Source organism: Haloleucobacter ellipsoideus (assembly GCF_052491725.1).
The window spans coordinates 41694-67505 of the sequence record NZ_JBQWAR010000021.1 but is presented as its reverse complement, the minus strand read 5'-3'; the positions used below and the strand labels follow the sequence as shown (position 1 = coordinate 67505).

Annotated in this window: 21 protein-coding genes; 15 read left to right on the top strand and 6 right to left on the bottom strand. The window is 65.9% G+C overall.

The annotated features are described in order from the left end of the window. Positions 1-129: 129 nt before the first annotated feature. Together ACT6QG_RS14860 and zigA are read left to right on the top strand one after the other, a co-directional pair. The gene (locus tag ACT6QG_RS14860) at positions 130-744 is read left to right on the top strand and encodes a biliverdin-producing heme oxygenase (RefSeq protein ID WP_444978368.1); all 615 of its coding nucleotides are present in this window, start codon (positions 130-132) and stop codon (positions 742-744) included. A 256-nt stretch (positions 745-1000) separates the two neighbouring features. After that, positions 1001-2215: a zinc metallochaperone GTPase ZigA gene (gene zigA / locus ACT6QG_RS14855; protein ID WP_444978588.1), complete on the top strand. Its 1215-nt coding sequence runs from the start codon at positions 1001-1003 to the stop codon at positions 2213-2215. A 42-nt stretch (positions 2216-2257) separates the two neighbouring features. Here the strand turns inward: zigA and yghU are convergent, their stop codons facing one another. The 3 genes from yghU to ACT6QG_RS14840 form a co-directional block, all read right to left on the bottom strand. Then, positions 2258-3139 carry a glutathione-dependent disulfide-bond oxidoreductase gene (gene yghU, locus ACT6QG_RS14850; RefSeq protein ID WP_444978367.1) on the bottom strand — a complete coding sequence of 294 codons (882 nt, stop codon included), beginning with the start codon at positions 3137-3139 and terminating at the stop codon, positions 2258-2260. Between the two features lie 202 nt (positions 3140-3341). Then, positions 3342-4058, bottom strand: coding sequence for a nucleotide exchange factor GrpE (gene grpE / locus ACT6QG_RS14845; protein ID WP_444978366.1), 717 nt, complete (start codon positions 4056-4058; stop codon positions 3342-3344). A 242-nt stretch (positions 4059-4300) separates the two neighbouring features. After that, positions 4301-6640, bottom strand: coding sequence for a putative bifunctional diguanylate cyclase/phosphodiesterase (locus ACT6QG_RS14840; RefSeq protein WP_444978365.1), 2340 nt, complete (start codon positions 6638-6640; stop codon positions 4301-4303). Between the two features lie 317 nt (positions 6641-6957). On the opposite strand from ACT6QG_RS14840, the gene ACT6QG_RS14835 reads away from it, so the two are divergent. The 8 genes from ACT6QG_RS14835 (at position 6958) to ACT6QG_RS14800 (ending at position 14212) form a co-directional block, all read left to right on the top strand. Continuing rightward, complete coding sequence (locus ACT6QG_RS14835; RefSeq protein ID WP_444978364.1) at positions 6958-7344, top strand: hypothetical protein; 387 nt, start codon at positions 6958-6960, stop codon at positions 7342-7344. Between the two features lie 359 nt (positions 7345-7703). Beyond that, entirely contained in the window at positions 7704-8918 is a 1215-nt protein-coding gene (coaBC, locus tag ACT6QG_RS14830) for a bifunctional phosphopantothenoylcysteine decarboxylase/phosphopantothenate--cysteine ligase CoaBC (RefSeq protein WP_444978363.1), read from the top strand. After that, positions 8918-9388 (top strand): dUTP diphosphatase, encoded by a 471-nt coding sequence (gene dut / locus ACT6QG_RS14825; protein WP_444978362.1) that lies wholly within the window; start codon positions 8918-8920, stop codon positions 9386-9388. Before coaBC ends, dut begins: the two co-directional genes overlap by 1 nt. A 22-nt stretch (positions 9389-9410) precedes the next feature. Then, a complete protein-coding gene (locus tag ACT6QG_RS14820) occupies positions 9411-9851 on the top strand; it encodes an RrF2 family transcriptional regulator (protein ID WP_444978361.1) in 441 nt (146 codons plus the stop codon). Positions 9852-9916: 65 nt separating this feature from the next. Further along, positions 9917-10891 carry a cysteine synthase A gene (gene cysK / locus ACT6QG_RS14815; RefSeq protein ID WP_444978360.1) on the top strand — a complete coding sequence of 325 codons (975 nt, stop codon included), beginning with the start codon at positions 9917-9919 and terminating at the stop codon, positions 10889-10891. 451 nt (positions 10892-11342) lie between these two features. Continuing rightward, a complete protein-coding gene (gene ispG, locus ACT6QG_RS14810) occupies positions 11343-12704 on the top strand; it encodes a flavodoxin-dependent (E)-4-hydroxy-3-methylbut-2-enyl-diphosphate synthase (RefSeq protein ID WP_444978359.1) in 1362 nt (453 codons plus the stop codon). Positions 12705-12814: 110 nt separating this feature from the next. After that, positions 12815-13615 (top strand): DUF2076 domain-containing protein, encoded by an 801-nt coding sequence (locus ACT6QG_RS14805; RefSeq protein ID WP_444978358.1) that lies wholly within the window; start codon positions 12815-12817, stop codon positions 13613-13615. 231 nt (positions 13616-13846) lie between these two features. Then, a complete protein-coding gene (locus ACT6QG_RS14800; protein WP_444978357.1) occupies positions 13847-14212 on the top strand; it encodes a helix-turn-helix domain-containing protein in 366 nt (121 codons plus the stop codon). Between the two features lie 29 nt (positions 14213-14241). Here ACT6QG_RS14800 and ACT6QG_RS14795 read toward each other — a convergent pair whose 3' ends face one another. After that, a complete protein-coding gene (locus tag ACT6QG_RS14795; protein ID WP_444978356.1) occupies positions 14242-15678 on the bottom strand; it encodes a sigma-54-dependent transcriptional regulator in 1437 nt (478 codons plus the stop codon). A gap of 88 nt (positions 15679-15766) precedes the next feature. Then, the gene (locus tag ACT6QG_RS14790) at positions 15767-17797 is read right to left on the bottom strand and encodes a tetratricopeptide repeat protein (RefSeq protein ID WP_444978355.1); all 2031 of its coding nucleotides are present in this window, start codon (positions 17795-17797) and stop codon (positions 15767-15769) included. Between the two features lie 421 nt (positions 17798-18218). On the opposite strand from ACT6QG_RS14790, the gene aptA reads away from it, so the two are divergent. The 3 genes from aptA (at position 18219) to htpX (ending at position 21178) form a co-directional block, all read left to right on the top strand. Beyond that, positions 18219-19556, top strand: coding sequence for an omega-aminotransferase AptA (gene aptA / locus ACT6QG_RS14785; protein ID WP_444978354.1), 1338 nt, complete (start codon positions 18219-18221; stop codon positions 19554-19556). 28 nt (positions 19557-19584) lie between these two features. Next, a complete protein-coding gene (locus ACT6QG_RS14780; protein ID WP_444978353.1) occupies positions 19585-20022 on the top strand; it encodes an EamA family transporter in 438 nt (145 codons plus the stop codon). A 118-nt stretch (positions 20023-20140) separates the two neighbouring features. After that, the gene (htpX, locus tag ACT6QG_RS14775; protein ID WP_444978352.1) at positions 20141-21178 is read left to right on the top strand and encodes a zinc metalloprotease HtpX; all 1038 of its coding nucleotides are present in this window, start codon (positions 20141-20143) and stop codon (positions 21176-21178) included. Between the two features lie 111 nt (positions 21179-21289). Here htpX and ACT6QG_RS14770 read toward each other — a convergent pair whose 3' ends face one another. Next, entirely contained in the window at positions 21290-21646 is a 357-nt protein-coding gene (locus ACT6QG_RS14770) for a winged helix-turn-helix transcriptional regulator (protein ID WP_444978351.1), read from the bottom strand. A gap of 95 nt (positions 21647-21741) precedes the next feature. Here ACT6QG_RS14770 and ACT6QG_RS14765 point away from each other — a divergent pair, with 95 nt between their 5' ends. Both ACT6QG_RS14765 and mutS read left to right on the top strand, forming a co-directional pair. Further along, complete coding sequence (locus ACT6QG_RS14765) at positions 21742-22755, top strand: zinc-binding alcohol dehydrogenase family protein (RefSeq protein ID WP_444978350.1); 1014 nt, start codon at positions 21742-21744, stop codon at positions 22753-22755. A gap of 130 nt (positions 22756-22885) precedes the next feature. After that, complete coding sequence (gene mutS / locus ACT6QG_RS14760; protein WP_444978349.1) at positions 22886-25618, top strand: DNA mismatch repair protein MutS; 2733 nt, start codon at positions 22886-22888, stop codon at positions 25616-25618. Positions 25619-25812: the final 194 nt, after the last annotated feature.

Genomic DNA, 25812 nt, shown 5'->3' with positions numbered 1-25812 from the left:
CCTGTATCCCCTTGTCGATACTCAGACGCAGCCATCGGTCCCATCCGAACGCCACCTGATCTGAACATGTTTCACGGTCAGTCTGATCCTTTTTGCAACGGCCTGCCCCGAGATGACGAGGATTGCCTCATGACCACCGAAACCCTCGAACAGCCCTCCACGCAGCGTGCACTGGCGCTCAAGAAGCTGACCCATGACACGCATTCAAGGCTCGACAAGTCCATCATGGCCGGCCGGCCGTTCGAGAGCCGCGCGCGCTATGGCCTGTTCCTCCAGGTGCAGTATCTGTTCCATCGCGACATTGATGCGCTCTATTCCAACCGGGAACTGGACGGCATCCTGCCGGATCTGGACGGTCGCCGCCGTCTTGCGCTGATCGCGCAGGATCTGGCTGATCTCGGCATCCCCCTGCCCGAGGCCGATGGCCCGCCCCGCTTCGATGGCCAGCAGGTGGATATTCCCACCGCCCTGGGCTGGCTGTATGTGGCGGAAGGCTCCAATCTTGGCGCGGCTTTCCTGCTGAAGGCGGCGGCGGGGCTCGGGCTTTCGGAAACCATGGGTGCCCGCCATCTGGCCGCCGCTCCGGAAGGGCGCGGGCTGCACTGGCGCACCTTCACGGCCGCGCTCGATGGACCGGAGATCGATAGCCCGAGCGAGGCCCGGGTCGCCGCAGGGGCCGAGGCCGCCTTCGCCCGGGTGCAGGCACTGGTGGACCGCATCTTCGCCGAGGCACCGGAAGCCTGATCCTCCCCATCCGGTTTCAGGGCACGCCTTCCGGCCAGCCGCCGCCCGCCGGAAGCCCTGAACCCGCGCCTGTCTCCATATCCCGGCACTTTTCCTCTGACATGCAGCCAGAAGGGCTGGAGCATCCCGCACCTTCAGTTCAGGACTTTACGAATTCCATAATGATACATTATATCATTTGCTATCGCCGGAGCGGGCGCGGGCGCTGATGACCCTTGCCGCATGCTCCGGCTCATCATGGCCCGGAGGATGTATGATGCGGGATACCCGCCTGCCTGTGACAGTGCTGTCCGGCTTTCTCGGTTCAGGAAAAACCACCCTGCTCAACCATATCCTCTCCAATCGCGCGGGGATGAAGGTGGCGGTCATCGTCAATGACATGAGCGAGGTGAATATTGATGCGGAGCTGGTGCGCTCCGGCGGGGCCAATCTCTCCCACACCCAGGAAAAGCTGGTGGAGATGACCAATGGCTGTATCTGCTGCACCCTGCGCGATGACCTGCTGACCGAAGTGAAGCGCCTCGCCGCTGAAGGGCGTTTCGATTATCTGCTCATCGAATCCACCGGCATCGCCGAGCCGCTGCCCGTGGCCGCGACCTTCGACTTTCGCGATGAGGAGGGCTTCTCCCTCTCCGACATTGCCCGCCTCGACACCATGGTGAGCGTGGTGGATGCCGCCAACCTGCTGAAGGACTTCGGCTCGCGCGATTTCCTGCGCGACCGGGGCGAGGTGGCGGGGGAAGAGGATGAGCGCACGCTGGTGGACCTGCTGACCGACCAGATCGAGTTTGCCGATGTCATCGTGCTGAACAAGGTTTCCGGGGTTGCGCCGGAACAGCGGGCCACGGTGCGTGGGGTGGTGAAATCCCTGAACCCGGATGCCCGCCTCATCGAGACGGACTATTCCAGGGTGGAGCTGGGAGATGTGCTGGGCACCGGGCTGTTCGACCCCGAGCGCGCCAGTACCCATCCGCTCTGGTTCAAGGAGCTGAACGGCTTCCGGGACCATGTGCCCGAGACGGAGGAATATGGCATTTCCTCCTTCGTCTATCGCGCCCGCCGGCCCTTCCATCCGGACCGGTTCCACGCTTTTCTGGCACGCACATGGCCCGGTCTGGTGCGCGCCAAGGGCCTGTTCTGGCTGGCCACCCGCCCGAAGGGCGTGGGTGAAATGAGCCTTGCCGGCGCCATTTGCCAGACGGGCCATATCGGCCGCTGGTGGGCGAGCATTCCGCAGGAGCACTGGCCAACCCACCCGGACTGGCGCTCCTGGCTGCGCTCCCAGTGGGTGCCCGGCTATGGTGACAGACGGCAGGAACTGGTGTTCATCGGCATCGCCCTGGATGAGGCCGCCATGCGCGCCGCGCTTGATGCCTGCCTCATCGGCCCGGATGAACCGGCCCGGTTTGATCCGGAAGCCCTGAAATATCTGCCAGACCCCTTCCCGGCCTGGGAAGCCGTGCCCGCCTGAACATGGAAGCCCCGGCATGCCGTATGCCGGGGCTTTTTCCGTTCAGTCCCGCGCTTTTTCCAGCTTGTCCTGCGTGCGGGTCTCAAAATCGCTGGCGTCGTGACGCTCCCGCAACTGGCGCTCCAGCGGGCCGGATGTGCGATTGACCATGCGCCCGCGCTGCACGGCGGGGCGTTCGGCTATGGCATCCGCCCAGCGCAGCACATGGGTGTAGTCCTGCACCGAAAGGAATTCGGCCGAGCCTTCATAGAGCCAGCCCTTCACCAGCCCGCCATACCAGGGGAAGGCGGCAATATCGGCAATGCTGTAATCGGTGCCCGCAAGATAGGGGCTTTCCGCCAGCCGCCGGTCCAGCACATCCAGCAACCGTTTGGCCTCCATGGAGAAACGGTTGATCGGATATTCGAACTTCTCCGGCGCATAGGCAAAGAAATGGCCAAACCCGCCGCCAATATAAGGCGCACTGCCCATCTGCCAGAACAGCCATGAGAGGCACTCGGCCCGTACCGCCGGGTCAGTGGGCACGAATGCACCGAACTTTTCCGCCAGATACAGCAGGATCGCGCCGGATTCGAACACCCGTACCGGCTTTTCACCCGAGCGGTCCATCAGCGCCGGGATCTTGGAATTGGGATTCACCTCCACAAAGCCGCTGGAAAACTGGTCGCCCTTGCCAATATCGATGAGCCAGGCATCATATTCCGCCCCGGCATGGCCCAGCGCCAGCAGCTCTTCCAGCAGAATGGTGACCTTCTGCCCGTTCGGCGTCGCCAAGGAATAAAGCTGGAGCGGATGCCTGCCGACCGGCAAGTCCTTCTCGTGGGTAGGGCCGGCGACAGGGCGGTTGATGCTGGCGAAATGCCCGCCACTGGGCTTCTCCCATGTCCAGACCTTCGGAACTGTGTAAGCGGACGAACCGGTCATGTCTTCGCTCCTGTGCTGGGCGGGCCGCGATGCTGTGTGGCGCGCCTTGACTTATGTCGGGTCTGCACCGGCGGGGGTCAAGACAAGGGACCGGCACGATTGAGGGCGCCAAAGAAAAACGGGCCGGTGAGCCGGCCCGTCTGCATCATCGACAAGGCTGCCTGAAAACAGCCGGAACTCCAGGGCCCTGAAGGCGCCAGGATCAGACCTTGCCTTCGTTTTCCCCGCTGGCACCATCGGCCGGCGCATCGGGCTTGAAGGCATCGGCGCCGGGCGCGTCGGTCCTAGGGGCTTCAGGCTTGGGCGCCTCGGCCTTGGGCCCGCCGCGCGAGACACCGACCATGGCCGGGCGCAGCACCCGCTCGCCAATGAGATAGCCGGACTGCACAACCTGCACCACCGTGCCATTCGGCACACTCTGGTCCGGCACCTCGAACATGGCCTGATGGAGATTGGGATCGAACTTTTCGCCCTTCGGGTCCACCTTGCGCACACCCTGCTTTTCCAGTGCCCGGCCCAGACCGCGCTCGGTCAGCTCGATCCCCTCGATCAGCCCCTTCAGCGGGCCTTCGGCATTGGCCTTGGCATCATCATCCACAGCGGACAGCGCCCGTGCCAGATCATCCGCCACGGTCAGCACATCGCGCGCGAAGGAGGCGATGCCATAGGTCTTGGCGTCAGCCACCTCACGCTCGGCACGGCGCCGCACATTCTCCACCTCGGCCAATGCGCGCAGGCACTTGTCCTTGAGGCTGGCCACCTCTTCCTCCAGCCGCGCCCTTTCCAGCTCGGCCGGATGCAGTTCCTCCACAGGAGCCTGCGTTTCGGTGGCGGCCTCGGCCTGGGCAACCTGTTCGGACGGCCTGGCGGCTGCCTCCGCCGCATTGCCGGTCTGGGTCGCGCTCGTCTGGTCGCTCATCCGGTTTTCCCCTTGGCTTGTTTCAGCTTCCCGCACCGGGAAGCATTGCATTCCGTGTCATCGATCAGGCATCCCCAATACCATATGGCCGGAAGATGCCCGCATGCCCCATGGTCACGCCCTCTCACGCAACCGATGCCCGCTTCGCTCGAAGACGTTCCGGCTGGATATCGGAGGCACGGCAGTAAAAATCAAGTGCACTCATGCTTTCCGGGCACGCATCTGTTCCGCCGGCCGGAATTTCAGGCAAACAGGGCCCGGCGGGTCCGCGCCGCCGCCTCCCCTTCCTGCATCAACAGGGCCACCACATCGGCGGCGGGCATGGGCCTGTAGAACAGATAGCCCTGCGCCACATCGCATCCGCAATCCTCGAGGAAGCGCGCCTGCCCGGCCGTTTCCACCCCCTCTGCCACCACCGCCATCCTCAGTTCGCGCGCAAGGTCGATCACCGCACGCACAATGGCCGTATCAAACGGATCGCGCTCGATATCCTTCACGAAGCCGCGGTCGATCTTGATGACATCGATCGGCAACTGCTTGAGATGGACAAGAGCGGCATAACCGGTGCCGAAATCATCGAAGGACACGCCCACGCCCATCATCCGCAGGGCATGCAGCGTGGCCCGCACCTGCCCGATATCGCGGCCGAGAAACACGGTTTCGGTGATTTCCACATCGAAGCAGGAAGGGTCCACCCCCCCGGCGCGAAACCGCCCGAGCAGACTGGCGGCCAGATCCCGTTGGGAGAACTGGGCGGCGGCCAGATTGATGGCGATGCGCCCGCATGGATAACCCGCGCTGATCCAGCCGCTCACATCCTGTGTCACCCGCTCCACAATCCGCTCGCTGAGCAGAACTGACATTTCCGGGTCGCTGAGCGCCAGCTCAAAGGAGGCCGGGGTCAGCACATTGGTCTTGCTGCGCCGCCAGCGCACCAGCGCCTCGAAGCCCTCCAGCCGGCCGGTCGCGAGATTGATCTTGGGCTGGTAATAGGGCTGGATCTCGTCGCGCTCCAGCGCCTCGACCATGGCGCGCAGCAGGTTGATACGCGCCTGCACCGCCTGGCGCATATCCGGCGTGTAGACCATATAGCGGTTCCGTCCCTGCTGCTTGGCCGCGTAAAGCGCCAGATCCGCGCCCTTCATCAGCTCGCGATAGCTGCAATCATGCTCCGGGCAGGAGGCGATGCCGATACTGGCGCGGGTTGAGACATGGTGGCGGGCATAGGCAAAGGGCCGACGCAGGTCACTGACGATCGCATGCGCCAGCCGCTGGCCCTGCCGCAGGGCATCGCGCGCCTCCAGCATGATGACGAACTCATCCCCGCCCAGCCGCGCCACCAGCGCCCCCTCGCCCGCCAGCCGGACAAGACGGCGGGCAATCTCGCACAGCACGGCGTCTCCGGCATCATGGCCAAGGGAGTCATTGGCATCCTTCAGCCCGTCCAGATCCACCAGCAGCAGGCAGACCCCGCATGCGCCGCCCCGGTTGGCCAGCACCGCCTGCAGGCGCTCCTGAAAAGCGGCCCGGTTGGGCAGGCCGGTGAGGGAATCATGCTGGGCGGCATGGCGCACCTGCTGTTCCACGGCCACGCGCTCGGTCACATCGATCAGGGCCGAGACGAGGCAGCCCTCGTCATTCAGCTCGACCGGGGCGGCGGCAATGACAACATTGCGCACCTGTCCATCCGCCCGCTTGAGCGAGAGCTCGAAATCGGTGATCCGCCCGAATTCCTCAAGCCGGGCCATGAGGGCGGCGCGCCGGCCCTGATCCACATAGGTGTGGCAGGCGTTCAGGCTGCGCAGGGCCGAGGCGCTGCCTCCATAGAAGCTGAGCGTCGCCTCGTTGAACCGCAGGATCTGCCCGTCCGAGAGCCGGGTCACCACCAGCGGCAAGGGCACGGCCTGAAAGACCGCCTGAAGCTGGCGCTCGCTTTCCCGCTGGCGCTGCCGCGCCCAGCATTCCGCCTCCAGCGAGGCCCAGCGCAAGCGCTGCAACTGGTTGGTGCGGGCGGCGCAATAGATGAGCGAGATGTTCAGCAGCAGGACAGTCAGCGCCACGCCCCATTGCCACTGCCCGGCCCATGGCGTGCCCTGATAGGCATAAAGCAGGAGAAGACTGATGCCGACACCGCACCCCACGCACAGCCGGAACCGGGTCTGCAAGGCCATATAGACCAGTGTCGGCAACAGCAGGACGAGGAACAGCGCGCGCATGTCATGGGACTGGATGAGAAGCACGACAGCCAGCGCCATGCCCCACTCCCAGCCCACGCACACCCACTCCATCTGCGCGGGTGTTTGCGCCCGGCCCTGCCCGTACATGCCGGCGAGGGAAACCGCGAGAGCCAGCGCCAGACCGACAATGGCGAGCGGGTGAACATGGGGAAACGTGACGCGGAACACCGCCAGCATGGCCAGCCCCACAAGGCTGAGCACGGTGACCGCCCGGAACAGGTTGCGCGCCTGAAGCCGGTTCTCGTCGAGACGGTTCGCCCGGAACATGGATTCGGTGCCGGAATCGTCGAATTCACGACCCCATCTGGTCAACCGCAGTGCACCCGAATCCACTACTGGTCTCATGTGAGATGTTCCATCCCGCGCTGATCTTCCTCATGCCAGAAATACTTCGCCCCTTCCATCTCGCGGCTGGGTATTCGGCGGCCCATTGTGACACACGCAATGGGCAACGCCACGGCTGAATATGCCCGAGATCAATGCATGGTAAAAAGAACCGGGGTTTCTGGCCGATACGCTGCTTCTGCCAGAACAGGCTGGTTATATCCGCTCCAAAGCAGAGTTTTCCCGTCTGCAGCGCGCCATTACAGTTGCTTCGGCGCCGGAGAAGGGGCAGAGTTTTACCATTCGGTCAGGGTTGACCGCAGAGAGGAGAAATCCGCGTGAAATCAGCTACCATCGCTGCGCTGGCGGTCCTGAGCATTGGTCTGGGCGCCTGCGTCACGGCCACCCAGAGCAAAGAGAACATGCTCGCCGCGGCCGGCTTCAACATGCGCCAGGCAACCACGCCGCAGCAGCTTGCTGCCCTGCAGAAATACCCGCCGAACCAGATCTTCGCACTCTCCAAGGGTGGCCAGCCGCGCTACTTCTATGCGGACCCGAAGGGCTGCCAGTGCCTCTATTATGGCAATGAGGCCAACTTCCAGGCCTATCAGCAGATGCGGTTCCAGCAGAATATCGCGAACCAGGAAGAAATGACCGCCATGATGAACCAGGACTCCTATGACATGGGTCCCTGGGGCGGCCCCTACGGCCCCGGCTTCTGGTGAGAACAGGATGGGAGCAGCACGCCTGCTCCCATCATCCGGCTGAAACGACACCCCGCGCCCTCATCTGCACCCGCCCCGCCCGTGCACCAATGCCGGACAGATGAACATGCCCGCCTCGGCGCAGCCCCGCGCCCCATTCCGGCAGCCCACGGCCTTTCACTCCACAGCCTTTTGCGCCCGCCTTCGGGAATCAGCCTCATATCCCGCGAAGGGGCGGAACCCGCCTTCATCCTGCCCCGCCCCGCATCCGGCGGTGGACGCATGGCGCTGTTCCGTGCTGGCCTCAGCGCCCGCGCATGGCTATATGGCGAAACCGGACCATCGGGCATGCCCGCCAATCCTCAGCAGGAGCCAGACAGATGCTGCGCAACAAACGCATCCTCCTCATCATTGGCGGTGGCATCGCCGCTTACAAATGTCTGGAGCTGGTGCGCCGGCTGAAAGAGCGCGGCGCCAGCGTGCGGGCGATTCTCACCCCCGCCGCCCAGCAGTTCGTCACCCCGCTCACGGTCGGCGCGCTCACGGGCGAGCGGGTTTTCACCGATCTGTTCGACCTGACCGCCGAGCATGATATCGGCCATATCCGCCTTTCGCGCGAGGCTGATCTGGTGGTGGTGGCCCCGGCAACAGCAGACCTCATGGCCCGCATGGCGCACGGGATCGCCGATGATCTGGCCTCCACCGCCCTCATCGCCACAGACAAGCCGGTGCTGATCGCGCCCGCCATGAATCCGCGCATGTGGGCGCATCCGGCCACCCGCCGCAATCTGGCGATTCTGGAGGCGGATGGCATCACCCGCATCGGCCCCAATGCCGGCGCCATGGCCGAGCGGGACGAGTTTGGCGAGGGGCGCATGGCCGAACCGATGGAAATTCTGGCGGCGATCGAGGGCCATTTCACCCATGTGGGTTCCGCCACGCTGACAGGGCGGCGCATTCTGGTCACCTCCGGCCCCACCCATGAGCCGATCGATCCGGTGCGCTATATCGCCAACCGCTCCTCCGGCAAGCAGGGCCACGCCATTGCGGCGGCGGCGGCGGCGGCGGGCGCGCAGGTGGTTCTGGTGTCCGGCCCGGTCGATCTGCCGGACCCTCCAAATGTCCACACCATTCATGTGGAAAGCGCCCGCGAGATGCTCGCCGCCGTGGAAGGCAACCTGCCCGTGGATGTCGCCATCTTCACCGCCGCGGTGGCCGACTGGCGCGTGGCCGATGCCGCCGACCAGAAGATCAAGAAGGGGCCACAGGGCACCCCGGCCCTGCATCTGGTCGAAAATCCGGACATTCTCGCCACCATTTCCCGCCACCCCACCTTGCGCCCGCATCTGGTCATCGGCTTTGCGGCCGAAACGGAAAAGGTGGTGGAGCATGCCCGCGCCAAGCTGGCCCGCAAGGGCTGCGATCTCATCGTCGCCAATGATGTATCCCCCGCCCATGGGGTGATGGGGGGCGACACCAATACCGTGCATCTGGTGAGCCCGGCGCAGGTCGAGGACTGGCCCACCGCCTCCAAGGCGGAGGTCGCCCGCCGTCTGGCCGCCCGCATCGCCACCCTGCTGGAAGGACAAGCCTGATGAGCACCTCCCCTCTCACCGTCCCCGTCCGCCTTCTGCCGCATGGCGAGGGGCTGCCCCTGCCGGCGCAGGCTTCGGCCGGGGCCGCGGGGCTGGATCTGGCCGCCGCCCTTGCCGAGGGTGAAACCCTGCTGCTGGAGCCGGGCCGCTTTCTGGCCGTCCCCACCGGCCTTGCCCTGGCGCTGCCCACGGGATTTGAGGGGCAGGTGCGCCCGCGCTCCGGGCTGGCGCTGAAGCATGGGGTCACCGTGCTCAACGCTCCGGGCACCGTGGATGCCGACTATCGCGGCGAGATCAAGGTCATCCTCATCAATCACGGGCCGGAAGTCTTTCCCATCACGCGAGGCATGCGCATCGCACAGCTTGTGGTCGCACCCGTGACGCAAATAATGCTGGAAAAATCTGGAGATCTGGACCAAACTGCACGCGGAGCCGGTGGTTTTGGTTCAACAGGACTTACCGGACTGTAATTTCTATAAGCAGCTACAGCCCATGCCGCGTTTATCCGACAAGAGCCTTCTCGCCATTGCCGCCGTTGTGGATGTGGCGATTCACTCCCGCGGAGCACCTGTTGCCGCCAAGGCCCTGGCGGCCCGCCACGGGCTGCCGCCGCGCCGGCTGGAGCCTGTCCTGCAGGCGCTGGTGCATGCCGGCGTTCTCAAGGGCGTGCGTGGCCCGCGCGGGGGCTATGAGCTTGCACGCGAGCGCCGCCGGGTTTCCGTGGCGCAGATCGTGCGGGTGGCCGAAGGGGCGGAAGAGGAAAAGGACATCATCCTGCCCACCCTCGTCACCGAAGTGGTGCAGCCTGCTGTCGCCGCCGCCGAGAACACCTTCGACACCGCCCTCGATACGGTGACCCTTGAGGATCTGTGCCGTGCGGCGGACAATCAGGGCCATGGCTCCGACCATGAGCGTATCGATTTCACCATTTGAAACCGCCACCGCCCCCCGCTGAAGGGGAGAATGGCGCAGGGCAGAGCATCCTCAGGAGAATACCGATGGCCGACACGACATCCTCTCTGGCCCCTCGTCCGGGCCGTGGCCGGATTTATGATTCCATCACCGAAACGGTTGGCAACACGCCGCTGGTGCGCCTGAAACGCCTGCCCGCCCTGCGCGGCGCAAAGGCCGAGATTCTCGCCAAGCTCGAGTTCTTCAACCCGCTCAACAGCGTGAAGGACCGTATCGGCGTCGCGATGATCGAAGCGATGGAGCGTGAGGGCGCCCTGGATGCCGACACGGTTCTGGTGGAGCCCACCTCCGGCAATACCGGCATTGCGCTGGCCTTCGTTGCGGCGGCGCGCGGCTATCGCCTCATTCTGGTGATGCCCGAGAGCATGTCCGTGGAACGCCGCAAGATGCTGGCGCTGCTGGGCGCCGAGCTGATCCTCACCCCCGCCAATCTGGGCATGAAGGGCGCGGTGGCCAAGGCCGAGCAGCTGATTCAGGAACTGCCCAAGGCGGTGATGCCGCAGCAGTTCCGCAACAAGGCCAACCCTGAGGCCCACCGCAACACCACCGCCGAGGAAATCTGGAACGACACGGACGGCAAGGTTGATGTCGTGGTTTCCGGCGTCGGCACCGGCGGCACCATCACCGGCATCGGGCAGGTGCTGAAGCCGCGCAAGCCCAGCCTGCGCATGGTGGCCGTGGAGCCGGAGGATTCCCCGGTGCTTTCCGGCGGCGCACCCGGCCCACACAAGATCCAGGGCATTGGCGCAGGCTTCGTGCCCGCCGTTCTGGAACGCTCCATCATTGATGAGGTGGTGACCGTGGGCAACCAGACCGCCTTCGATACCGCCCGCGCCCTGGCTCGCTATGAGGGCATCGCCGGTGGCATTTCTTCCGGCGCGGCTGTGGCCGCCGCCATCGAGATTGCCTCACGCGAGGACATGGCTGGCAAGCAGATCGTGGTGATCGTGCCCTCCTTCGCCGAGCGCTATCTCTCCACCGCTTTGTTTGAAGGTCTGTGAGCCGGGACGGCTTGCACCACGCGCGATCTCACGCGCCGCCCCGCACGGGGTGGCGCGTTTTGCATTTTGCCGCACCTTGCCGCCCCCCGCTCACCCGAGCGGGTGGCCCTGTGCCGGGGCGCGTCATCGCAGATCCCATACCGGCCCCGCCTCTTGCAATCGAACGCGTGAAACTGGTTGCGCAAGCCCGGATCCGGGTCAAAAACATGGGCGGCAATGGGGAGGCTCTCGTCCTGCGAGGGAATGTCTCCCGGCGATGGGCCGCACCTGCTCCAACAGCAGCTCTTATATGTGCAGAAGGCTCCGGGCACCTCTTGCGCCACAAGCGCCGTGCCCTGCACCCGGCGCAAATGCTGCAGCTTGCCATTGACCTTGCCGCATCCGCGTCCTACCTCGAAAGCATGTGGCGCCAGATCGCAGCCGCCCGACATTTCCTCCACGAGGATCCTTCATGACCGACCACAGCCCTTCCGCCACTGCTGCCCCTGCCCCCGTGGTGCCGGTAGAATTGCTGGAGGCCGGCCCCGCCGCGCGAAAGGTCACGGTGGGTGTGCCGGTGGGTCAGGTGATGGTGGGCGGTGGTGCGCCGGTCGTGGTCCAGTCCATGACCAATACCGATACGGCGGACATTATCGCCACCGTGAAACAGGTGGCCGCCCTCGCCCGGGCAGGCTCGGAGATTGTCCGCATCACGGTGGATCGCGATGAATCCGCAGCCGCCGTGCCGCATGTTCATGAAAAGCTGCTGGCCATGGGCATCGATGTGCCGCTGGTGGGTGATTTCCACTATATCGGCCACAAGCTGCTGGCAGATCACCCCGCCTGCGCCGAGGCGCTGGGCAAATATCGCATCAATCCCGGCAATGTCGGCTTTGGTGACAAGAAGGACCGGCAGTTCGCCGCCATTGTCGAAACCGCGATACGCTACAACAAGCCGGTGCGCATCGGTGCAAACTGGGGCTCGCTGGATGGCGAGCTGCTCACCCGCCTGATGGATGAGAATGCCCGCCTGCCCCACCCGGCCGAGGCGCGCGCGGTGACGCGGGAGGCGCTGGTGCGCTCGGCCCTGCTCTCGGCGGCGCTGGCGGAAGAGATCGGCCTGCCGCGCAACCGCATCATTCTCTCGGCCAAGGTCTCGGCGGTGCAGGATCTCATCACCGTCTATGGCGAGCTGGCGCGCCGCTCCGATTATGCCCTGCATCTGGGGCTGACGGAGGCCGGCATGGGCTCCAAGGGCATTGTGGCCTCCTCCACGGCCATGGGCGTTCTGTTGCAGATGGGCATTGGCGACACCATCCGCGTCTCCCTCACGCCCGAACCCGGCGGTGACCGCACCCGGGAGGTGCAGGTGGCGCAGGAGATGCTGCAGACCATGGGTCTGCGCACATTCGTGCCGCTGGTGGCCGCATGCCCCGGCTGTGGCCGCACCACCTCGACCGTCTTCCAGGAGCTGGCGCAGAGCGTCCAGTCCATGATCCGCGATGCCATGCCGCGCTGGCGCACGCTTTATCCGGGCGTCGAGACCTTGAATGTGGCGGTGATGGGCTGCATTGTGAACGGACCTGGCGAATCCAAGCATGCCGATATCGGCATTTCCCTGCCCGGCACCGGCGAGACCCCATCGGCCCCGGTGTTCATCGACGGGAAGAAGGTGGCGACCCTGCGCGGTCCCCATATTCAGGAAGAGTTTCGCACAATGGTCGAGGACTATGTGCACAAGCGCTTCGGCGTGAACGCCGCAGCCAGGACGCCAGACGGTGCGGCCCCCCCCGCCCCGACTGGCGTCCCCGGCTCTGCAAGCGCGGCGGAATAGGCGCTCCGGCGCGGATGACCTTACGTTACGAAAATTTCATCTGCGCCCCCCTTTCCTCGCCATATCTGTCTGCGCATATGTGAGGGACCCCTTACCGGAGGCCCTTATTGATGACCCCCGACGAACGTGTCCTGATCGACGGCCTGTTTGACCGCGTGCAGAATGTGGAAACCGGCCCCCGCGACCCCGAGGCGCAGGCGCTGATCGCACAGCGCATCGCCCAGGCGCCACAGGCTTCCTATGCGCTGGTGCAGAGCGTTCTGGTGCAGGACCATGCCCTGCAGCAGGCCTATGCCCGTGTGCAGGAGCTTGAAGGCCAGCTCAAGCAGGCGCAGGCCCGGATAGAGGATGCGGAAAACCGTGCCGCCCAGCCGCAGCCCGCTTCCGGCGGGTTTCTGGGCGGACTTCTGGGCGGGGGACGCCCCTCCGTGCCCAGCGCCGGCGCACGTGCGCAGGCGGCAGGCTCCGCGGCAGGCGGCCCGATGGGCGCGCCCAATGGCTTTGGCCAGCGTGGCCCCGCACAGGGCCAGAATTTCGCCAATGGCCAGCCCCAGCCCGGCGCCCCTGCCGGCCCGTGGGGCGGACAGCAGGCACGCGCCCCCATGGGCGGCGGTGGCGGCTTTCTTCAGAATGCCATGGCCACGGCGGCCGGTGTCGCCGGTGGCGCACTGCTCTTCAGCGGCATCCAGAGCCTGATGTCCGGCGGGGAAGGCCCGATTGCCCAGCAGGCTGCCGCCGAGAATGGCGCGGCCGGCACCGATGCGCAGGCTGCGGCCACCCCCGATGCACCTCCCGCCGATACCGCTGCCGCGGATGATACCGGCTGGAATGCCGAGCCCCAGCAGGCAAGCTGGGATGACAGTGGAAGCTGGGATGATGGCGGGTTTGATGGTGGAGACGACTGGGCCTGAGCCCAGTTTTTCCCCCTCAACCCTCCCGGACAACCCCGCGCAGAGCCTCATGCGCGGGGTTTGTCTTGCGTGGCGGCCCGCCCGCTCTTCTCTCTTTGCCTTCTTCCCTTGCCGCCGGCCCCACTTTCCGGGCGCGCCTCATTTTCCGGATATCCCTCCCTTGCGGCCTTCCCGTGCGGCCCCCTATGGTGCCAGCCTCCCGCCGGCCACAGAAGGATCGCCAGCCGCGCCATGACGCCATTCGGACGACGCCTGCGCCAGCTCCGCACCACCCGGGGCGTGACCCTGACCGACATGGCCCATGCCATCGGCGTCACCCCGACCTATCTTTCAGCGCTGGAAAACGGCAAGCGCGGCAAGCCCACCTGGGCGCTGGTGCAGCGCATCATCGCCTATTTCAACGTGATCTGGGATGAGGCGGAAGATCTCCAGCGCCTCGCCGAACTCTCGCAGCCCAAGGTCACGGTGGATACATCCGGCCTCACCCCCGAGGCAACGGAGCTTGCCAATCTGCTGGCCAGCCAGATCCGCCACATGCCACCCGAGGCGGTGGCCGAATTGCTCGGACATTTCAAGATCATGCTCATGCGGCCATGAGGCCGCCAGGGCCCGCGCTTTGGCCCGGCTCAGTCCTTCCCGGAGCGGTGCCGCCAGCCCTGCCGCTTGCGATAGAGGGTGGAGGGCGCCAGATCCAGCGCCGATGCCGCCTGCACCACATTGCCGCCGCACAGGGCGATCGCGTGCTCGATGATGCGCTGCTCGGTCACCGCAAGGGGTTCGATCCCGGCCGGTGAGGCGGGAAGATATACAGCACCGGCCCCCGCAGGGCTTCCCCCGGCATGCGCCTGATCCACCCCCCGTGCACGATCCGGCGCCAGTGCCTCTTCCACCAGCAATCCGGGTGGCACCACCGCCCCCTCGCTGAGAACCACCGCCCGGCGCATCAGGTTCTGCAACTCGCGCACATTGCCGCGCCAGTGGCGCTGGCGCAGCGCCGCCCAGCCCTCCGGCCCAAGGCGGGGCAATGGCCGGCCCTCCTCCCGTGAAAAGCGTGCAAGAAAGGCTTCGGCAAGCTGGATCACATCATCATCGCGCGCGCGCAGGGGCGGCAGATGCAGATGCAGCACATGGAGGCGATAGAACAGATCCTCCCGCAGACGCCCGGCCTTCACCTCGGCCACCGGGTCCCGGTTGGTGGCGCAGACAATGCGCACATCCACCTGCCGCTCGAACCCCTCGCCAATGCGCCGCACCTTGCCATCCTGCAGGAAGCGCAGCAGCTTGGCCTGCAGGCCCATGTCCATTTCGCCGATCTCGTCCAGAAACAGCGTGCCGCCATCCGCCAGCTCGGCAGCGCCGGCCCTGTCCGCATGCGCGCCGGTGAAGGCGCCACGGGCATGGCCAAAGATCTCGCTTTCCATCAGGTCCCGGGGGATGGCGCTGCAATTGAGGGCGTGAAAAGCGGCGGCATGGCGCTGCGAGCGCGCATGCACGGCGGCGGCGGCCAGTTCCTTGCCGGTGCCGCTTTCGCCGGTCACAAAGACCGGGGCGCGCGATGAGGCAATGCGGTGGATATGCTCATACACCTTCTGCATGGCGGGCGAGCGGCCCATAAACCCGCAGAAATCCGCCCCTGCCATGGGCGCACCGCGCAAATCGGCGCTGGACTTGCGGCCATTCCGGGGGACTGGACGCTCTTCCGCCATTTCCAGCAACCGAAAGGCCACATCCTCCACCCGGAAGGGCTTGAGCACCACATCCTGCGCCCCCGCCCGCATGGCGGCAACCGCGCTGGTGACGGAGCCCTGATTGAGAGCGGCGAGCAGCGCCCCGCCAAGGCCCGCCTCGCACAGGCGCGCGAGCAGATCCTCCTGCCCCGGATCGAGCGCGACAAAGGCGACATCCGCCTGTGACGCCAGCGCGCAGGCGGCCTGAATGCTCTCGGCTTCCATCACCTGAAGAACCCCGCGCTGCCGGACCGCGATCCGCAGCTGCCGGCGCAATCCATTTTCGGGATCACAGAGCAGAACGCGCAATTTTTCGGACGAAATTCTGGCAGACATCAAGACTCAAAGGAGCGAGGTGCGCGCAAATTCAGCTTCAATGGACCATGCTATAGAAAATCCACACCGGTGCAACAGCACGGCCGCCCTATCCCCGCGGTTCGTTTTTCCCGCCCGCGCTTTGCCCCAGACCGGCACTTTCAAGGGCCGCCAGAACCTTCTGGCACACTTCCCGCGCCGGCAGCAGATGCTGGACCAGACGGCGCACGGCATCTGAACTGCCGGAGGATTCCTCGGTGAGGGTGCGGACAAGGGCATGCGCATCCTGCCCCCGCCCCAGCATCTGGAGCGCCAGTGCCAGCGCAATGCGGTTCTGCGGGCTGGGATGCAGGCTCAGTTGCGGCATCAGCGCCTGTGCGGCAAAGGCATCGCGGCGCAAGAAAGCGGCAAAGGCCAGATAGGTTTCCTGCAGCGGGGAGCGGGCAACGCCCTGCGAACGCGCCTGCATCAGCAGCGCCTCGCCCTTGTCCACCTCGCCGGCCGCGATGAAGATCTGCCCGGCGGTTGCCGCCACATCCAGATCAAGCGGATTGAGGCGCAGGGCGCGCTCCGCCGTCTCCATCGCGGTCTGTGTCTCCCCCAGAAACATCTGGATCTGGGCCAGCGTGCGGGCAGCGAAAGCGCTGGAGGGGGCAAGGTCTGCCGCCAGTTCCGCCTCATGCAGCATCATCGCCGCATCAGCCTCGGAAATCGGATCGGGGCTGCGCACCGCCTCATCCAGCAATGCGGCGGCCCGCACCGCATGGCCGAGCGCGAACTCCCTGTCGCGCAACGTCAGTTCCGCCAGACAGGCGCGCGGCACATCGGACGAGGCGCTGCCATCACCGCGCAGAACGGCAAAGGCCTCGGCAATGCAGCCGAAACCGGAATGGGGCGCCTGCGCCAGGGCGCGCGAACGCGCCCGCACGGGGATGACCCCGTAATTCTCCGCAAGGGCGGTGGCGACGCTGTTGGCGATCTGCGTCTCGCCCTGCTGGCTGGCTGTCTCCCCCAGACCATCTATGATCTTTGACCAGACGATCACGCCCGCGCAATGGTCTGTCAGATGCAGCATCAGGGCGGTCTGGCCATCCTCGGCGGGAACGGCAAGGCCATCGAGACTGAAGACGGAACGCGCGCCCGGCCCCGCGCACTGGGCAGCCATGACGCCCTCATCCCCGGCAAGATTGGCGCGGGTCTCGACAAAATCAAACTGCGCGAAGGCATCGCGCATGCGCTCCGCCAGCCGGTGAAGGTCAACGCCCTTCGGGCTTTCCCCCTCCAGCCGGCCAACGGTGACAAGCGGCAGCACCACCTTGTCCGCGGTCTGCGCCACCGGCCCCCGGAAGGCATCTGAAACAAGAGGCAAAGCGAGGATCGCCATCACGGCTGTCACCACCACTGCCGCCGTCGCCAGCAGGGCGATCCATGTGCCGGCGCGCTTCTTCTGTGGCGAAACCGCCTCCACCTCCAGCGATGGCGATATGGCCCAGGCGGCGGGTGTGCTCTCCCTCTCCCCCGGCTCCCCGTCGCGGGTCTCGCCCCTGGGCTGGAAGGGCAGGACATCGGCTGTCGGCATGCCGCCGGGGAGCGGGGCTCCAGCGGGGGCGGGGGCGGGCTCCGCCTCTGCCTCCAGGGCGTCCCTCATGGCCGTATCAGACGGTTCGGCGGCAGGCGCGGCAGGAACAGCGGCGGGATTGACGGTCTGGGCCGGGTCCGGTGTGGATGCCGGCGCTTCGGGCGGCGCCTGCATCTCGAAACTGGGCACATAGCCGCCCTTGGGAATATGGATCCGCAGCGGATCGTCGATCCCCTCACCGGCATAATAGCTTTGCAGCGCCCGGCGCAGGCGGGTGGCCTCCACACGCACGATGGGATCGGCCTGGGGATCGAAGGTCGGCGGGCGCTCCAGCGCCTCCACCGCAATGGTATAGCCCTTGATCTGCTCCGCGCGCCCCGCCAGCGTGGTTTCCACCACATAGCGCAGGAAGGTGGCGAGGCGGGGAGAGCCGCGCAGATCGGACGAGGACAGAACACGGTTCAGCGCGGCGCGGATGATGGTCTCGCGCTCGCTCTCATGTGCGCTGGCCTCCTCACACAGATGCCCGGGCCCGGAATGCTCCAGCTCCCTGGCCTCCACCTCCGGAAGCGGGACATCAGACGGCGATGCCCCGGGCTCCGACTCCGGCGCGGATGAGGAAGCAGCCGGCGCCCCGGTCTGCGGAATATGATCAGCAAGGGGAACCTGCCCAGCCGGTTCCCGCAGTGCAGGCTCCGTCTTCTGGTTGGGTGGCCCATCATTCCCTATGGTCATGCTTTCTTGTCGGCCAGAACACAGGCGGATGCAAGTGCGACCCGCACCGGGGCGGAGCCGCCATCCTCCCCCGTCGCGGGCAGCCCCGCCCCGCGGGACGATGACCTGTGCGTTTTGACGCTGCTTTCCATTCTCGGCCATCAAATGATTTCGTTTGATTGCAAAGCGCATTAGCCTGCATGGCGCAGGCTGATCCGGCAGCGGCCCGAGCCGCCCGGTGCATTGCGCTCACAGATGAGGCTGACCCATGAGTGTGAATGACGCGGCTGTCCATGCCCCCAATGATCTGGACGCCTTCTGGATGCCCTTCACGGCCAACCGCGCCTTCAAGGCCCGGCCGCGCATCGTGGCGCGCGCGCAGGACATGCACTATTACACCACCGATGGCCGCGCCATTCTGGATGGCTGCGCCGGTTTGTGGTGCGTGAATCCCGGCCATAACCGCCCGCCCATCGTGGAGGCGATTCGCAAGGCCGCCACCACGCTCGATTTCGGACCCACCTTCCAGTATGGCCACCCCGACGCCTTCCGACTGGCCAGCCGTGTGGCCGCCCTCGCCCCCGGCGATCTGGATCATGTCTTCTTCTGCAATTCCGGTTCGGAGGCGGTGGATACCGCGCTGAAGATCGCCCTCGCCTATCACAATATTGGCGGACAGGGCGCGCGCACGCGGCTCATCGGGCGCGAGCGGGGCTATCATGGCGTGGGCTTTGGCGGCATCTCGGTGGGCGGCATGGTGCCCAACCGTCGCGCCTTCGGCCCGCTGCTCACGGGCACGGACCATCTGCCCGCCACCTATGATCATGCCCGCCAGGCCTTCACCAAGGGCGAGCCGGACTATGGCGCCCATTTCGCCGATGAGCTGGAACGGATCGTCGCCCTGCATGATGCCTCCACCATCGCGGCCGTGATCGTGGAGCCTATGAGCGGTTCCACCGGGGTGCTGCCTGCGCCCAAGGGCTATCTCAAGCGCCTGCGCGAGATCTGCGACAGGCACGGCATCCTGCTCATTTTCGATGAGGTGATCACCGGCTTCGGCCGTCTGGGTTTCGCGTTCGCGGCCGAGCGCTATGGCGTGGTGCCGGATATGATCACCTTCGCCAAGGGCATCACCGCCGGGGCCGTGCCCATGGGGGGCGTGCTGGTGCGCACGCCGATCCATGAGGCCTTCATGAAGGGCCCGCCCCATGCCATCGAGCTGTTCCATGGCTATACCTATTCCGCCCATCCGCTGGCCTGCGCCGCCGGCCTTGCAACGCTGGATCTGTATGCCGAGGAGGGCCTGTTCGAGCGGGCCCGTGCGCTGGAGCCGGTGATTGCCGATGCCGCCATGAGCCTGCGCGACAAGCCCGGCGTGCGCGACATCCGCACCGTGGGCCTCACCGCGGCCTTTGATCTGGAACCGCGCGACGGCGCCCCCGGTGCGCGCGGCTTCGATGTGCTGGAGAAGGCGTTCCATGAGGAAGGGCTGATCTTGCGCACCGCCGGCGACACCATGGTGCTGGCCCCGCCGCTCATCGTTTCCGAGGCGCAGATCGGCGAGATGGTAGAAAAGGCCGGACGGCTGATCGAGAAGACCGCCTGAGATCGAAACTCGCGAGACGGGATGGCAGATGAAGCTCTGGATTTCCATGTGGCCATTCTGGGCCATCCTGTCTGCGGTCTTCGCGGCGCTCACCGCCATTTTCGCCAAGGTCGGGGTCGAGAATATCGGCTCCGACCTTGCCACCTTCATACGCACCATTGTGGTTCTGCTGGCGCTGGGGGCCATCCTCACCCTGACAGATGGCTGGCAGGGTCTTGGCAGCGTCTCGCGGCGATCGATGATCTTCCTGATCCTGTCCGGCCTTGCGACAGGCGCATCATGGCTGTGCTATTTCCGGGCGCTGCAACTTGGAAATGCGGCGCAGGTTGCTCCCATAGACAAGCTCAGCGTCGTGTTTGTCGCCGTCTTCGCCGTCATGTTCCTTGGCGAGAAGCTCTCGGCCATCAACTGGACAGGTGTTGCCTTCATCGCCGCAGGCGCAATTCTGGTGGCATACAGGGCGTAGGGGGCATGTCTGGCCATACAGGCTTGTGAATGGCGCCCTCTCTTGCACATGGACCCGGCCATCCCCATCCTTGGTCCATGAAGACACGTCCCAAGCTGCCGATGCGTGGAGTTCTGGCATGAACCATCTGAAAACGGTGATCCTTCTTGCCGGCATGACGGCCATCTTCATGGTTGTGGGCGGGGCGATCGGCGGCACGCAGGGCATGGTGATCGCCTTCGTGGTGGCCTGCGCCATGAACCTGTTCAGCTACTGGAACTCGGACAAGATGGTCCTGCGCATGTATGGCGCGCGGGAGGTGGATGACCACACCGCCCCCGAACTGGTGGCCATGGTGCGGGAACTGGCCCACCGGGCGGACCTGCCCATGCCGCGCGTCTATATCATGGACAATCCCCAGCCCAACGCCTTCGCCACCGGCCGCAACCCGCAGAATGCCGCCGTTGCGGCCACCACCGGCCTGCTCAACACCCTCAGCTATGATGAGGTGGCCGGCGTGATGGCGCATGAACTGGCGCATATCAAGCATTATGACACGCTGACCATGACCATCACGGCAACCCTTGCCGGCGCCATCTCCATGCTGGCGAATTTCGCCTTCATGTTCTCCCACAACCGCAACAATAACGGCCCCGGCCCCATCGCCACCATTGCCATGATGATCTTTGCGCCGCTGGCGGCCATGCTGGTGCAGATGGCCATTTCCCGCTCGCGCGAATATGAGGCGGACCGGGCGGGCGCTGAAATCTGCGGCCAGCCCATGGCGCTGGCCGCCGCACTGGCGCGCATTTCCGGCGCGGCCCATCTGGTGCACAATGACGAGGCGGAAGCCAACCCGGCCACCGCGCACATGTTCATCATCAATCCGCTTTCCGGTGCGCGGATGGACAATCTGTTCTCCACCCATCCGGCCACCGAGAACCGCATCGCCGCCCTGCGGGATCTGGCCGGAAGGATGGGCGGCGGTGGCAGCCATGGAAGCGGTTTCGGGGGTGCTTCGTCGCGGCCCGCCCCTGCCGGCAGCCCGCAGGGGCGCTGGAACACCTCCGGCACCACCCGCCCGCCGGCTTCCGGCACACCTTCCGGGCCATGGGGCGGGGCAGGCACTGGGGGCAGGACGGGCAATGCCGGTCGCAGACCGGGACCATGGGGATAGCCTTTTGCCGGGCCGGATGAGGGGGCGGACTACAGCCCTGAACCCCGCGCCGGCCAGCATCACCCAACCGCCCGTTCAGGAGTTCGCGGTACCGGGGAGGCAAGGCCCGCCTCAGCCCTGCGCCCCCGTGAACATCTCCATATGCGTATCGCCCCACGCTTTCAGCGCCAGCAGCACCGGCTCAAGCCCGCGCCCGCGCGCCGTGAGTGAATATTCCACCTTTGGCGGCACCTGCGCATAAACCTCGCGATGCACCAGCCCGTCCTCCTCCAGTTCGCGCAGCTGGTTTGTCAGCATCCGCGCGGTGGCGCTCGGGGCACGGCGGCTCAGTTCACTGAAGCGCAGCGTGCCTTCATTGAGCAGATGCCAGAGAATGACACTCTTCCACTTGCCATCAATCACGCTGATCGCCGCCTCCACCGCACAGCCCGGGCTGCAATCGAAACGGCTGTGGGGGCGCTTGGCCATGACAGTATCCTTTTTGATAGTATAAGCGAATCTTGTGCGTATTGGCTGTTCCGAAACTTAGGCTATCCTGCCCTCATCCGGAAATGGAGATTGCGATGAAAGCCATAGCCTACAGGACCCCCGGTGCGATTGAGCGCCCCGACGCCCTGTTCGACACCGAACTGGACGCTCCCCTCGCCCGGGGACATGACCTGCTGGTGGAGGTGCGCGCCGTTTCGGTCAATCCCGTGGATACCAAGGTGCGCAATTCCATGCCGCCGGCGGAAGGGGATGTGCGGATTCTGGGTTATGACGCCGCCGGGGTGGTGAAGGCCGTGGGGCCGGATGTCACCCTCTTCCAGCCGGGTGACGAGGTCTGGTATGCCGGCACGATCGACCGGCAGGGCACCAACAGCGAACTGCATCTGGTGGATGAGCGCATCGTGGGCCGGAAGCCGTCCTCCCTGTCCTTCGCCGAGGCCGCCGCCCTGCCGCTGACCACCATCACCGCCTGGGAAATGCTGTTCGACCGGCTGGAGGTGCGCCGCCCGGTGGCGGGAGCGGCCAATGCCATTGTGGTGATTGGTGGCGCGGGCGGGGTCGGCTCCATCGCCATCCAGCTTCTGCGCGCCCTCACGGATGTCACCATCATCGCCACCGCCTCGCGCCCGGAAACGCAGGACTGGGTGAAGGCGCTGGGGGCGCATCATGTGGTCGATCACAGCAAGCCTCTGGCGGCCCAGATCGAGGCGCTGGGCCTTGGCGCGCCCGGCTGGGTGTTCGGCACCACCCAGAGTGACGCCCATCTGGGCGAGATTGCAAAATTCATTGCCCCGACAGGCCGCTTCGGCCTGATCGATGACCCGGCGGAACTGGATATCCGCCCCCTCAAGCGCAAATGCATCTCGGTTCACTGGGAATGGATGTTCGCCCGGCCGGTGTGGAAGCTTCAGGATATCGGTGCGCAGGGTCTCCTGCTCAATGAGGTGGGCGCACTGGTGGATGCCGGGCGCATCCGCACCACCGCCACCGAGAGCTTCGGGCGAATCACCGCTGAAAACCTGCGCCGGGCGCATGCGCTCATCGAGAGCGGCAAGGCGCGCGGCAAGGTGGTGCTCGAAGGCTTCTGAGCATCTTCAAACGTCTGCCCCACGGGCCGGAGGCGTACAGCCGCCTCCGGCCCGCCTTTCTTTTCAAATCCCGCGCTCATCCACAGCCTCGCCGCTGACAGGCGGTCTCTGTCTGGCTAGCTTGGCGGCCATGAGCAGAAAATCCGCAGCGCCTGAAACCCTCGCCGCCCCGTCCACCCCGCCCGCCGCCCCCGCGGATGGCAAGGTGACACCGATGATGGCGCAGTTTCTGGAGATCAAGGCAGCCAATCCGGACAGCCTGCTGTTCTACCGGATGGGCGACTTCTACGAGCTGTTCTTCAATGATGCCGAAATGGCCTCGCGCGCGCTCGGCATCGTGCTCACCAAGCGCGGCAAGCATCAGGGGCTCGATATTCCCATGTGCGGCGTGCCGGTGGAGCGCGCGGAGGAATATCTGAACAAGCTCATCGCCATGGGCTTCCGGGTCTCGGTCTGCGAGCAGATGGAGGACCCGGCGGAGGCCAGGAAGCGCGGCAACAAATCGGTGGTGAAGCGCGGTGTCACCCGCCTTGTCACGCCCGGCACCCTCACCGAGGACACGCTGCTGGATGCAAGGCGCGAGAATGTGCTCGCCGCCCTTGCCCGCATCCGCGCGGGAGCCGATGCCTTTGCCTATGCGCTGGCCTTCACCGATATGTCCACCGGCAGCTTCCGGGTGGCGGAGACCACCCATGAGGATCTGGCCGGGGATCTCGCCCGCATCAATCCGGCTGAGATCCTCGTCTCCGATGCCCTGCTGGATGATGCGGAACTGAAAGCCCTGCTGCGGGAATGGCCCGCTGTCACCCCCCTGCCCCGCCAGCATTTCGAGGGGGCGGGGGCCGAGCGCCGGCTGGCCGATTTCTATGGCGTGGCGGCGCTGGATGCCTTCGGGACCTTCAGCCGGGTGGAACTGGTCGCCGCGGCCGCCATCGTCGCCTATGTGGAGCGCACCCAGCTTGGCGCGCGCCCTGCCCTGCGCCGTCCCGTAAAGGAGGCGGCCAGCGACATCATGGTGATCGATGCCGGCACAAGGGCCAATCTGGAGCTGGTGCGCACCACGTCGGGCGAGCGCAAGGGCTCGCTGCTGGCGGCGGTGGACCGCACGGTGACAGCCGCTGGTGCCCGGCTGCTGGCCCGGCGCATCGCCGAACCGCTCACCAGCCTTGCCGCCATTCGCGCCCGCCATGATGCGCTGGACCATCTGCTGGATGACAATGCCCTGCGGACCGAGCTGCGCCGGCGTCTGGCCAGCGCGCCGGACATGGCCCGCGCCCTCACCCGTCTGGCGCTGAACCGCGGCGGCCCGCGCGATCTGGCGGCCGTGCGCGATGGGCTTGGCGGCGCACTGGCCCTGCGCACCCTGTTCACCGCTCCGCCGCCGACAGATATTGCTCGCTGCCTGGATGATCTGTCCGATGTCTCCGAAGCCCTGGCGCAGGAGCTTGCCGCCGCGCTGGCCGATGAGCTGCCCGTGCACCGGCGTGATGGCGGCTTCATCCGTCCGGGCTATGATGCGGAACTAGACGAGACCCGTGCCCTGCGCGATGAAAGCCGGCGCGTGGTTGCCGCGCTGGAAAAGCGCTATGCCGAGGAAACCGGCGTCAAATCCCTGAAGATCCGCCACAATGCGGTTCTGGGCTATTTCGTTGAAGTCACCGCCCAGAATGCCCAGCGCCTGCAGGAAGCGCCTTTCGACACCCTTTTCGTTCATCGCCAGACCATGGCCGGAGCCATGCGCTTTTCCTCCCTCGAGCTGGGCGAGCTGGAAAGCCGCATCTCCAGCGCGGGCGAGCGGGCGCTGGGGCTGGAGCAGGCCACTTTCGAGCGCCTGTCCAGCGCCATCGTGGAGGAGGCCGAGACCATCCGCCTTGCCGCCGATGCCTTGGCGGAGCTGGATGTGCTCTCCAGCCTTGCGGAACTCGCCAGCGTGGAGCGCCATGTGCGCCCCCATATGGAAGAGGGCTGCGCCTTCCGCATCGAGGGTGGCCGCCACCCCGTGGTGGAGCAGGCGCTGGCCCGCGATGGCGGCCCCTTTGTGCCGAATGATTGTGATCTCTCCCCGCCGGAGGGGCATGCGGATGGCCGCATCGTGCTGGTGACAGGGCCGAACATGGCCGGCAAGTCCACCTTTTTGCGGCAGAATGCGCTCATCGCCGTGCTGGCGCAGGCCGGCGCCTTCGTGCCCGCGCGCGCGGCCTGCATCGGTATTGTGGACCGGCTGTTCTCCCGTGTCGGCGCGGCGGATGATCTTGCCCGCGGGCGCTCCACCTTCATGGTGGAGATGGTGGAAACCGCCGCCATCCTCAATCAGGCCACCCACCGCTCACTGGTGATTCTGGATGAGATTGGCCGCGGCACCGCCACTTTTGACGGCATGTCGATTGCCTGGGCAAGTCTTGAGCACCTGCATGAGGTGAACCGCTGCCGCGCCCTGTTCGCCACCCATTTCCATGAGCTGACAGCGCTGAGCCAGCGTTGCGCGCGCCTCACCAATGCCACGGTGAAGGTCACCGAATGGGATGGCGAGGTCATCTTCCTGCATGAGGTGGTGCCCGGTGCGGCAGACCGCTCCTACGGTATTCAGGTGGCCAAGCTGGCCGGCCTGCCGGAAGCGGTGATTACCCGCGCCCAATCCGTTCTGGCGGAGCTGGAGGCGGCGGAGCGCGCATCCCCGGCCCAGAAGCTGGTGGATGACCTGCCCCTCTTTTCCATCGCCGCCCGCGCGCCCGCCAAGGCGCAGGCCGCACCTGCACGCCCCTCTCCCGCGCTGGAGGCGCTGGAGGAGATCGACCCCGATGACCTCACCCCGCGTGAAGCACTGGAGGCGCTCTACAGGCTCAAGAGCCTGAACGGGGCATAGCATTCCTGTCCCAGACACCATGGCCCCGCCGGAAGCCCGCCCTTCTGGCGGGTATTTTCGCGTAGAGCGCTGTCAAGCCGGTGCATGTGGCGGTGCGTGTTGGCGTTCTGCGGCACCTCGAAAAAAATCAACGGCGCCGGGGGTCTGCATCCCGCCTTTATCCGGCCGCTCATGCCCGCCGTGCCGGCTCTTCT

Bases quoted from the DNA above. Each gene is read 5' to 3' on its own strand.
- ACT6QG_RS14860 (WP_444978368.1), top strand. From the start codon at position 130: ATGACCACCGAAACCCTCGAACAGCCCTCCACGCAGCGTGCACTGGCG.
- zigA (WP_444978588.1), top strand. From the start codon at position 1,001: ATGCGGGATACCCGCCTGCCTGTGACAGTGCTGTCCGGCTTTCTCGGT.
- yghU (WP_444978367.1), bottom strand. From the start codon at position 3,139: ATGACCGGTTCGTCCGCTTACACAGTTCCGAAGGTCTGGACATGGGAG.
- grpE (WP_444978366.1), bottom strand. From the start codon at position 4,058: ATGAGCGACCAGACGAGCGCGACCCAGACCGGCAATGCGGCGGAGGCA.
- ACT6QG_RS14840 (WP_444978365.1), bottom strand. From the start codon at position 6,640: ATGAGACCAGTAGTGGATTCGGGTGCACTGCGGTTGACCAGATGGGGT.
- coaBC (WP_444978363.1), top strand. From the start codon at position 7,704: ATGCTGCGCAACAAACGCATCCTCCTCATCATTGGCGGTGGCATCGCC.
- dut (WP_444978362.1), top strand. From the start codon at position 8,918: ATGAGCACCTCCCCTCTCACCGTCCCCGTCCGCCTTCTGCCGCATGGC.
- ACT6QG_RS14820 (WP_444978361.1), top strand. From the start codon at position 9,411: ATGCCGCGTTTATCCGACAAGAGCCTTCTCGCCATTGCCGCCGTTGTG.
- cysK (WP_444978360.1), top strand. From the start codon at position 9,917: ATGGCCGACACGACATCCTCTCTGGCCCCTCGTCCGGGCCGTGGCCGG.
- ispG (WP_444978359.1), top strand. From the start codon at position 11,343: ATGACCGACCACAGCCCTTCCGCCACTGCTGCCCCTGCCCCCGTGGTG.
- ACT6QG_RS14805 (WP_444978358.1), top strand. From the start codon at position 12,815: ATGACCCCCGACGAACGTGTCCTGATCGACGGCCTGTTTGACCGCGTG.
- ACT6QG_RS14800 (WP_444978357.1), top strand. From the start codon at position 13,847: ATGACGCCATTCGGACGACGCCTGCGCCAGCTCCGCACCACCCGGGGC.
- ACT6QG_RS14795 (WP_444978356.1), bottom strand. From the start codon at position 15,678: ATGTCTGCCAGAATTTCGTCCGAAAAATTGCGCGTTCTGCTCTGTGAT.
- aptA (WP_444978354.1), top strand. From the start codon at position 18,219: ATGAGTGTGAATGACGCGGCTGTCCATGCCCCCAATGATCTGGACGCC.
- ACT6QG_RS14780 (WP_444978353.1), top strand. From the start codon at position 19,585: ATGAAGCTCTGGATTTCCATGTGGCCATTCTGGGCCATCCTGTCTGCG.
- htpX (WP_444978352.1), top strand. From the start codon at position 20,141: ATGAACCATCTGAAAACGGTGATCCTTCTTGCCGGCATGACGGCCATC.
- ACT6QG_RS14770 (WP_444978351.1), bottom strand. From the start codon at position 21,646: ATGGCCAAGCGCCCCCACAGCCGTTTCGATTGCAGCCCGGGCTGTGCG.
- ACT6QG_RS14765 (WP_444978350.1), top strand. From the start codon at position 21,742: ATGAAAGCCATAGCCTACAGGACCCCCGGTGCGATTGAGCGCCCCGAC.
- mutS (WP_444978349.1), top strand. From the start codon at position 22,886: ATGAGCAGAAAATCCGCAGCGCCTGAAACCCTCGCCGCCCCGTCCACC.